Annotated in this window: 2 protein-coding genes; both read left to right on the plus strand. The window is 67.3% G+C overall.

What is annotated here, in order from left to right; genetic code table 11:
* Positions 1-623 (plus strand): sensor histidine kinase (locus B2W70_RS04010; protein WP_286743095.1); only part of this gene is annotated, 623 nt, incomplete at its 5' end.
* Positions 616-2,461: DUF3369 domain-containing protein (locus tag B2W70_RS04015; protein WP_286743097.1), on the plus strand; the 1,846-nt coding region annotated here is incomplete at its 3' end. The genes B2W70_RS04010 and B2W70_RS04015, both read left to right, overlap by 8 nt.

The following is a 2,461-nucleotide window of genomic DNA, read 5'->3' on the forward strand; positions in this document are numbered from 1 at the left end:
GGGCCTCGCTGACGCGCTTCGTCAGCGAGGTGCAAGAAGGGGTCGACGTGATGGAGCGCAACCTGCGACGCGCCGCCGAGCTCATCAGCGGTTTCAAGCAGGTGGCGGTCGATCAGTCCAGCCATCAAAGGCGGCGCTTCGAGCTCAAGGAGATCGTGCACGAGCTCACGCTGGCACTCAGCCCGACCCTGCGCCGCGCGGGCGTCACGTTCACACACGATGTGCTCCCGGATGTGACGCTGGACAGCTACCCCGGCCCGCTGGGGCAAGTGATCATGAACGTGGTCAACAACGCCGTGGTGCATGCGTTCGGGCAGCAGGCTCAACCGAGCATCGCTGCATCGGGGCAGGTCAGCGACGGTGTGCTCACGCTGGCCCTGACAGACAACGGCTGCGGCATCCCCCCCGATCACCTGCCTCGGGTGTTCGACCCCTTCTTCACCACCCGGCTCGGCAAGGGTGGCTCGGGGCTGGGCATGCACATCGTCTGCTCACTGGTGACGGAGCTGCTTGGCGGCTCGGTCCACATCGACAGCACCGTGGGGCTTGGCACCACCGTGACGCTGCGCATCCCGCTGCAAGCCCCGTCAACCGAAGCACCCGAAAGCGCTGCCCATGCGTGACCTGCCCCCTTCATCGTCGAACAACCCGCGCGACGACGAATTCGTTCCCTTCGTCGAGGACGATGGCGACGGCGCAGCGGCCACATCTGCGATGCCGCCCTGGCAGGTGCTCATCGTCGACGACGATGCCGACGTGCACCGCGCCACCGAGATGGCGCTGCGCGACCTGAGCATCGAGGGCCGGCCCATGCAGCTGCTGCACGCCTACTCGCGGCAGGAAGCCATGGCTGTGGTGGCGCAACACGAGGACCTGGCCGTCATCCTGCTGGATGTGGTGATGGAGTCGGACGACGCCGGGCTCAAGCTCGTGCACGACGTGCGCAACACGCTCAAGCGCGAATCGCTGCGCATCATCCTGCGCACCGGTCAGCCGGGCTACGCGCCCGAGCTCGACACCATCCGTCACTACGACATCAACGACTACCGCACCAAGTCGGAGCTGACGCGGGTGCGGCTTTTCACCAGCCTGACGGTGGCCGTTCGCGTCTACCGCCAGATGCGCGCGCACGAGCAGACGCGTCGGGGCCTGGAGATGGTGGTGCGCGCCAGCACCGACCTGAGCAAGTTGCACGGCATGCACCTGTTCGCACAAGGCGTGGTCAGCCAGCTGTGCGCGCTGCTGGGCATCGAGCCTGAAGGCCTGATCTGTGCGCAAGCAGGCTTGCAGGGGCAAGGCGAGCCCGCGCGCGTGATCGCGGCAGCCGGGCGTTATGGCGACCTCATCCAGCGCCCCTTGAGCGAGCTGGGCCTGCCCCGTGTGCAAGCCGCCTTGCAGCGCTGCCTGGATGAACGCCACAGCCACTTTGACGACGGCCTGGCCCTGTATTTCGCCACATCGGACGGGCGGGGCCTGGCGGCTTACGTGGACCACCCCGCGCCCCTGCTGGCGCTCGATCGCCACCTTGTCGAGGTGTTCTGCTCGAGCATGTCCGCTGGCTTCGAGAACGTGTTGCTGTACGGTCAGCTGGTGGACCAAGCCTATGTGGATCCGCTGCTGCACATCCCCAACCTCAACCAGATGCTGCAGACGTTGAGCAGCACACCCACGCGACACACCCCCGCGACGCTGGCCGTGCTGGACGTCGATGGCTTTGCCGACATCAACGACATGCTGGGCCATGGCTTCGGTGACGCGGTGCTGCGTGCTGTGTCGAACCGCTTGCGAGAGCAGACCAGCGCTGCCTGCAGCCTGGCCCGACTGGGCGCCGACGTGTTCGGCGTGTTGGGCCCGGCCGACGAGGTGACTGCCGAGCGCTTGCAAAACCTGTTCGCCGTGCCCTTCATGATCCAGCAGCAGTCGGTGCGCCTGTCGGCCACGATGGGCCTGGTGCGGCTGGACGAACACGCCGATCGCGGCGCCGACCTGCTCAAGGACGCGCACCTCGCGCTCAAGCGCGCCAAGGGCCAAAGGCGCGGCACGGCCTGCTACTTCTCGCCCGAGATGGGCCAGGAAGCCCGCGCCCGCATGCAGCTGCTCGACAGCCTGCGCACCGCCACCGGCTCCAGCCAGCTCATTGCGGTCTACCAACCCAAGGTGTGCCTCAAGACCTCGCGCGTGCTGGGGCTCGAGGCCCTGCTGCGTTGGCGTCGTCCCGATGGGGAAATGGTGCCGCCGGACCGCTTCATCCCGCTGGCAGAGCAGGCTGGCCTGATGATGGTGCTGGGCAGCTTCGTGACGCACACCGCCTGCGTCACTTTGCGCCGCCTGCATGAGGCCGGGCACACCACGCTGACCATGGCCATCAACGTGTCGCACGCGCAGTTGCGCGAGCCCGACTTCGTGCCCTTGCTGGCGCACACGCTGCAGGAAACCGGCGTGGCGCCCGGCGCCATCGAGC

It is taken from the genome of Aquabacterium sp. UBA2148 (assembly GCF_002328915.1).
GTDB lineage: Bacteria > Pseudomonadota > Gammaproteobacteria > Burkholderiales > Burkholderiaceae_C > Aquabacterium > Aquabacterium parvum.